Origin of the sequence: Hallella sp. (assembly GCF_037460745.1) — a bacterium.
GTDB lineage: Bacteria > Bacteroidota > Bacteroidia > Bacteroidales > Bacteroidaceae > Prevotella > Prevotella faecis.
Window position 1 is genome coordinate 1 of sequence record NZ_JAXVAE010000023.1, and the last position, 6,607, is coordinate 6,607.

At 50.0% G+C, this 6,607-nt stretch carries 8 protein-coding genes; 6 read left to right on the plus strand and 2 right to left on the minus strand.

What is annotated here, in order from left to right:
- Positions 1–424 (plus strand): hypothetical protein (locus WKK33_RS00400; RefSeq protein ID WP_337569282.1); only part of this gene is annotated, 424 nt, incomplete at its 5' end.
- Between the two features lie 190 nt (positions 425–614).
- Here the strand turns inward: WKK33_RS00400 and WKK33_RS00405 are convergent.
- The gene (locus WKK33_RS00405; RefSeq protein WP_215759859.1) at positions 615–1,313 is read right to left on the minus strand and encodes a response regulator transcription factor; all 699 of its coding nucleotides are present in this window, start codon (positions 1,311–1,313) and stop codon (positions 615–617) included.
- 76 nt (positions 1,314–1,389) lie between these two features.
- Positions 1,390–2,952 carry a HAMP domain-containing sensor histidine kinase gene (locus WKK33_RS00410; protein ID WP_337931988.1) on the minus strand — a complete coding sequence of 521 codons (1,563 nt, stop codon included), beginning with the start codon at positions 2,950–2,952 and terminating at the stop codon, positions 1,390–1,392.
- Between the two features lie 271 nt (positions 2,953–3,223).
- Between WKK33_RS00410 and WKK33_RS00415 the strand changes: the two genes are divergently transcribed.
- The 5 genes from WKK33_RS00415 to WKK33_RS00435 are packed head-to-tail and all read left to right on the plus strand — an operon-like array spanning position 3,224 to position 5,786.
- Positions 3,224–3,664, plus strand: a complete 441-nt coding sequence (locus WKK33_RS00415; RefSeq protein ID WP_215759861.1) for a C-GCAxxG-C-C family protein — start codon at positions 3,224–3,226, stop codon at positions 3,662–3,664.
- 40 nt (positions 3,665–3,704) lie between these two features.
- Positions 3,705–3,974: a 4Fe-4S binding protein gene (locus tag WKK33_RS00420; RefSeq protein WP_337931989.1), complete on the plus strand. Its 270-nt coding sequence runs from the start codon at positions 3,705–3,707 to the stop codon at positions 3,972–3,974.
- 3 nt (positions 3,975–3,977) lie between these two features.
- Positions 3,978–4,556 carry a 4Fe-4S binding protein gene (locus tag WKK33_RS00425; RefSeq protein WP_337931990.1) on the plus strand — a complete coding sequence of 193 codons (579 nt, stop codon included), beginning with the start codon at positions 3,978–3,980 and terminating at the stop codon, positions 4,554–4,556.
- A 5-nt stretch (positions 4,557–4,561) separates the two neighbouring features.
- On the plus strand, positions 4,562–4,858 hold the full coding sequence (trxA, locus tag WKK33_RS00430) for a thioredoxin (RefSeq protein ID WP_337469307.1): 297 nt from the start codon (positions 4,562–4,564) through the stop codon (positions 4,856–4,858).
- Between the two features lie 4 nt (positions 4,859–4,862).
- Complete coding sequence (locus tag WKK33_RS00435; RefSeq protein WP_309438903.1) at positions 4,863–5,786, plus strand: LysR substrate-binding domain-containing protein; 924 nt, start codon at positions 4,863–4,865, stop codon at positions 5,784–5,786.
- Positions 5,787–6,607: the final 821 nt, after the last annotated feature.

The window sequence follows — 6,607 nt, forward strand, 5'->3', positions numbered from 1 at the left end:
CAGACAAAACGGGAGTCAAAATGAAAACGGTTTCGTATTGATTCATACTACTTTGAATGAAATTAATTATTATTTTGCAAAATGCGGGTGCAAAGTTACAAAATTGTTCGCACATAAAAGCACGCATCTTGCATGTTTTTTGCTTTTTAACACAAAAAACATTCGCGCACCCGCCTTTTCTTATTACTTTTGCAGCGTTATGAAGAAATCCTTGCTTAAGATTACGCGCACGGCGGCGCTTTTTCTCAGAGCTCACGCCGCTTGGCTTGGCCTTCCCTTGGTATACACCGGGGTGCTGCTCATGGCATGCTTTTACGCGACGGGGCTAACCGACCACAACGCATTTCTGTTGTTTCCATTAGCGCTCATCGTCTTGGGCATCGCAGGCCACGTGCGAAACGAGAAGACCTCAGGAAAGTACTAATCCTCGAAAAGAACAAACGCCTCACAAACGCAAAGGACAAACATGAGCCTTCCAAAGGCCCAAGTGCCCCACTTACATAAAGGTGAGGTGGACTCACACCTTTCGCGCCTGTCCACCCCACCTTATCTTATAAGCCCCCCTGGGTTCTTCCAAACCACCAGGTTGGGTCTTGTTTACCCTTATAGGTCCATCAATCCTCCTCAGGAACAATCAGTTTGTAGCCCTGGCCGTGGATGTTGATGATCTCGATCTGATCGTCGTCCTTCAGATGCTTACGCAGTTTGGTGATGTAAACATCCATTGAGCGCGCATTGAAATAGTTGTCGTCAATCCAAATGGTGCGCAGGGCGTCGTTGCGCTTCAGGATCTCATTGGCGTGTGAGCACAACAACGCCAGCAACTCGTTCTCCTTGGTGGTGAGCTTGGTCTGCTTGTCGCCAATGACGAGCAACTGCTTCTGTGTGTCGAAGGTGAAGCGACCGATCTTGTACATGCTGCTCTCACGGTTCTTCTTTCCTCTCACACGGCGCATGATGGCCTCCACGCGCTTCACCAGCTCCTCCATAGAGAAAGGCTTTGTGATGTAGTCGTCGGCACCCTTGTCGAAGCCCTCGAGCACATCTTCCTTCTGCACCTTGGCCGTCAGGAAGACGATGGGCACCTGCGAGTTGATCTGGCGGATGTCCTGAGCCAGGGTGAATCCATCCTTCTTGGGCATCATCACGTCGAGGATGCAGATATCAAACTTTTCCTTGGTAAACTCGCGATAACCGACTTCACCATCAGGGCACAACACAGCGTCGTAACCCTTTGCTATGAGATATTCGCAAAGAAGCGTTCCGAGGTTCTCGTCGTCTTCGCAAAGCAGAATCTTAACTTTTTCGTCCATAATCATTCTATTTTACAAGTTTGTTATCAATTATATTATGCGGCAACGCCCTCACGAGGTGGGCGCTCCCCTATCACTAATCTTTTATCACGGGCAACTTGATGGTAAACTTCGTGCCCTTGCCGTATTCGCTCTCCACCTTGATGTCGCCATCGTGCAGGTCGACCACCTTCTTCACGTAGGCCAGACCGAGGCCGAATCCCTTCACATCGTGCACATTGCCCGTATGAACGCGGTAGAACTTATCGAAAATCTTCTTCAGATTCTCTTTCTTCATGCCCATACCCGTGTCTTCCAATGAGAAATACAGATACTGGTCGTCGTTCCACGTCTTCAGGTACACATTGAGCGGTTTGTCGGGCTGGCGATATTTCACCGCATTGTCCATCAGGTTGAAGATAACATTCTGGAAGTGAACCTCATCCACGTAGATGGCCGAGTCGATGGCTCCCACATCCACATAAACTTTTCCACCCGTATGCTCCACACGCAGGGAGAAGGAGTTGGCAATGGTCTCCACCATCTCGTTGAGGTCGAGATGCTTTTTCTTAAACGTCGATTTCTTCCTGTCGAACATCGACATCTGTAACACTTTCTCCACAAGGAACCTCAATCGCTTGGTCTCGTCGGTGACGATTCCCGTGAGATGTTTCATCATTTTCTCCGTCTTGGGCACGCTGTCGTCGTTGAGCATCTGAGCCGCCAGGGAGATGCTGGCGATAGGTGTCTTCAACTCGTGAGTCATGTTGTTGATGAAGTCGTTCTTCATCTCGCTGTAACGCTTCTGGCGGAACACCACCACGATGGTGAACACAAAGGTGATGAGCAATATCAGGGTAAACACCACACTGGGTATCATGAACCTCACGCTCGAATAAATATAGCCATTGATGTCAGGGAAATGCACCTTCACCACACCCATCTTCGAAGCCGGATCGTTGCGGAAGAGCACTTGCGAATAGGTAAACTCCACGCCCTCGTCGGTATAGTCGGGACAACGGTACACCTCGCGACCGTCTTGGGTGGTAACCGTGAAATGGTAAGGAATGTTGATGCCATTATTCATCAGTTCCGCCTTCAGGTCCTGATCGAGTGTCTTGAAGTTAATTCGCTCTTTCAGAGGCTTTTCCGATGCCGAATAAAGCATATTCATCACCACCTCGTCGAGCAACGCCTTTTGGTACACATAGCGGTTCTTCACTATTTCCTGAAGCGATTTGCTCGCTGCGTTGTTCGAGTTGCGATCGTTCTTCAGAATCATGGCCTTGGGCATCTGCGCGGGCTTCGTGGAGATGGTTTTCAGCTCAAAGGAAGAATACACCGTACCATCCTTGCCTTGCACCGCAAACTGATGCGAGCGCTGCACGGTGCCATCGTCGGGATTGCCCGACCTCGTGCCCACGCTATCCACCCGATAGGCATGCCGCTCGGTCTCGTTCACATCCTTCTCCAGATAGCGCAACGTCTCATTGAGCTCCAAGTTGCGCGACGCCTGGTAGAGGGCGCGGTTCACGCTTTCGTCGAACTGCTCCTTCTTCATGTTGGCCATTTCCTGTATGTACGTCAACTGCAATCCAAGCAATATGACGAAGCTCAGGCCCATGATAACGGCAATGATCCAAATGGTTTTCTTCTTCATAAGGGCAAAGATAAAGATTTTCTTAATGCGTTAACATCTTTCTGTTAAGAATTTCGGGATATTTTAACGTTATTAACTATATTCTTATATTATAGTTGCAAATACGCAACTAAATTCCATCCATTCCCTTTTATTATCAGCCCTGTTACCCTAAGCTATGCCGACAAGCATTGCTTATTATAGACGTCATCTATCAAAAGATAGACAAAAACATTCGCTTGTCTATGACAAAAAACCTACCTTTGCACCAAAAGAACCCCACATTAGGATTATGGAAACCAGAAAAGACATAGCAGCGGGCAAGAAGGCCTGCGGATCACACAACTGCACCCAAGCGGTTTGCTGTACCTACCACGACTTCACCGGTATCGACGAAGAAACCATCAAGCACGTTGGCAACTGCTTTGCCGCCGGCATGGGCAATATGGAGGGCACGTGCGGAGCGCTCGTAGGCGCCGGTATCGTTTACGGGTTGGCCACCCGCAACAAATCCTTAGCCTTGAAGGGCATGCGCCAGATGATGGAGAAGTTCCGCCAGCGCAACGGCTCCACCCAGTGCAAACTGCTCAAGGGCGTTGGCACAGGCAAGATGCTCCGCGAGTGCCCACTCTGTGTGGCCGACGCCTCCGAACTGCTCGAGGAATTGCTGGAACAACTGCCCGCTGCCGAGACAGGCGACAAAACGCGCCAGCATCCCCATCCCGCCACCTAAAGCATTCGCATATATAAAAATAGGTAAAGAGAAGCCATCCATGACTACAACCCTTTCGACCCAACAAGCCCCGAGCCTCGCCTGCGCATCCCCTGCCAGCAGGGAAAAGGCTCGCCCCAGAAGCAAATACAAAGCACAGAACGAACAAGACCGATGCGTGGCGTGTGGCGTATGCGTAAAGATGTGCCCCAAGGACTCCATTAGCATCCTCAAAGGTTGCTACGCCGTCATCGACGAGGACTGCTGCGTCGGTTGCGGCATTTGCGAAAAGAATTGCCCAGCGGGTGTCATGCATAAAGTAACACGATAACCCATGGCTAAACTGAAACCCAAGAAGTGGAACGATTACCTTTGGATCGTCTCCGCCACCTATTTCACCCTTGGATTCTTCAACATCATCTTTGCGTGGCTTGGCGTCGTCTGCTTCCTCATTCCCCTGCTGATGGCCATCTTCGGAGGTGGCAAAGGCTACTGCAACAACTATTGCGGTCGCGGCCAACTGTTCCTACAGATAGGCAACACCCTTGGATGGTCGAGCAAGAGGGTGGCGCCACGATGGCTTTCGTCGAAGTGGTTCCGCAACGGGTTCCTGGTGTTCTTCCTGTTCTTCTTCATCCAGATGATTGTGCTCACGGTTCATGTGGCCAAAGGTCTCGACTCGCTTCACCAAACCATCCACCTGCTTTGGACCTTCGACGTACCCTGGCATTGGGCCTACCCCGTAGCCGTTGACCCTTGGGTGGCGCAGTTTGCCTTCGGTCTTTACGGCATCATGCTCACCTCGCTTATCGTAGGCGTCATCCTTACCGTCGTGTTCCGCCCGCGCACCTGGTGCGTGTTCTGTCCCATGGGCAATATGACCCAAATGATTTGTAAACTCAAAAACCAATAAACATCATGGAAAAATTCAACGACATCATCAATAGCAACCAACTCACCTTGGTAGATTTCTTCGCCACCTGGTGTGGCCCATGCAAACAGATGCACCCCGTGCTCGAGCAACTGAAAGCTGACCTTGGCGACAACATCCGTATCATCAAGGTAGACGTTGACAAGAATGGCCCATTGGCCGCCGCTTACCGCATCCAGTCGGTGCCTACGTTCATGCTCTTCCGTGCAGGCGAGATGCTCTGGCGACAAAGCGGAGCCATGAGTCTTGCCGATCTCAAGAACCTTCTGGCAAGCCACACATAAAGTCATGAACATTCAACAACTCAGATACATTGTTGCCATCGACCGCTTTCGCAATTTTGCGAGGGCGGCCGATTCGTGCCATATATCCCAACCCACCCTGAGTGCCATGGTGGCGAAATTGGAGAAGGAACTCGATGTGCGTCTCTTCGAGCGATCAAACAAAACGGTGAAACCGACCGTCGCCGGCGAGAAGATCATTCGGCAAGCACAAAGGGCACTGATGGAAACCGATCGCATTGCGGAACTGGCGAGCGAAGACAAGGGGACTATTGGCGGATCGTTTGCCCTATCCGTCGGTCCCACCATCGCTCCTTATCTGCTTCCCAAGTTTATCCACCATTATCGCAACGACTACCCCACCGTCGACCTCTCCATCCGTGAACTGAAGGCGAGCTTCATGTTCGAGGCACTCCTCAACGGAGAGTTCGACGCGGGCATCGCCATCGCCGACAACATCCGACAAGGCATATTGGAAATACCACTCTACACAGAACGATTCTATGTATACATAGCCGAGAGTTGCTGGCGAAAATTGCCCGTATTCAAACCTGAGAATCTCGAACACGAGAACATGTGGATCATGAAAGAGGCGCAATGCCTACGCGAAAGCGCCTTCTCGTTTTGCAAGGCGCGCAGCAAGGGAACCCACATCTACGAGGCAGGAAGCATCGACACGCTGATACGCATTGTCGACGAGAATGGTGGCTTCACCATCATCCCTGAGATGCACCTGCCGTTTCTTTCCGAGCAACAACGCGCCAACGTTCGCAAGATCGAAGGCGACTATCTATCACAACGACGCATATCGCTCTACATCAAAGACGACTATGTGCGCGAGCGTATGCTCAACACCGTGGTCGACACCCTCAAGACCTTCATGCCCGAAAGCATGCTGAGCAAGACGGTGCGTCGCCCCTTACGACTCTAACCACCACAGATAGAAAAAGTCTGTAAAAGAGACAGATGGACAGCGAGTTGCCACGCCGTTCTTCCCGGAAATGCCCCAAACGTCATCCACACGCGTCTTGGGGCTTCCTGCAAAAAGCCCCCCAGCTTTTTGCTTTTTATCTCAAATCGGGCATTGGATTTCAAGAGTTGAAAGGAAGTAAAGCACATCCTAACCATTGTCCTATTACAGCCTAATGACCGATTGGGGTTGTTGATGCTGCAAAGGTAAAACGCACGAATGCAACCTATCTGCATACATCCTACTATTTCACTTATTTCGGTCTAATGACGATTTGGGATAAAATGTCGGGAAAGTTCTGAAAAAAACGTGCTCGCTTTTTATGGTGAATTAGAGAGCGAAAAAGCCGTTTTTACGGAATGGGAGACAACAATCGGAACTACCAATTTACGATTAGGCATGTATCGAGTTGCGAAAGATGGCTTTCCGCATTGTGGTTAGGTAGGTTTCGCACCTCGAAAGAGCAGGTATCGACGTACGAAAAGGCATGTTTCGCAATGAAGAATGTAAAATACAGAATAGAAAAAGAACCTTCAATACGCTAAACAACTGAATATTAGGCAATTGCAAAAATCGCCAGAATCGCGTATTTGCGCCTAACGGCACTCTCGCGAAAAAGAAACGTGTAGTTCTTGCTATAGTTTGTTGCGCGTTTTCCAAATCCAAGCAGATTGTCTCAAGCGTCTATTTCCACCAATTATCCCCAATGCCTTACCATCGAAAAACACAAAAAGAGGGTGTGTCATAATTGACTATGGTCATTTATGGTGCACCCTCCTTTT

What these genes read in the sequence shown, in the direction of transcription:
- WKK33_RS00405 (WP_215759859.1), bottom strand. Translation starts at nt 1,313, where the DNA reads ATGGACGAAAAAGTTAAGATTCTGCTTTGCGAAGACGACGAGAACCTC.
- WKK33_RS00410 (WP_337931988.1), bottom strand. Translation starts at nt 2,952, where the DNA reads ATGAAGAAGAAAACCATTTGGATCATTGCCGTTATCATGGGCCTGAGC.
- WKK33_RS00415 (WP_215759861.1), top strand. Translation starts at nt 3,224, where the DNA reads ATGGAAACCAGAAAAGACATAGCAGCGGGCAAGAAGGCCTGCGGATCA.
- WKK33_RS00420 (WP_337931989.1), top strand. Translation starts at nt 3,705, where the DNA reads ATGACTACAACCCTTTCGACCCAACAAGCCCCGAGCCTCGCCTGCGCA.
- WKK33_RS00425 (WP_337931990.1), top strand. Translation starts at nt 3,978, where the DNA reads ATGGCTAAACTGAAACCCAAGAAGTGGAACGATTACCTTTGGATCGTC.
- trxA (WP_337469307.1), top strand. Translation starts at nt 4,562, where the DNA reads ATGGAAAAATTCAACGACATCATCAATAGCAACCAACTCACCTTGGTA.
- WKK33_RS00435 (WP_309438903.1), top strand. Translation starts at nt 4,863, where the DNA reads ATGAACATTCAACAACTCAGATACATTGTTGCCATCGACCGCTTTCGC.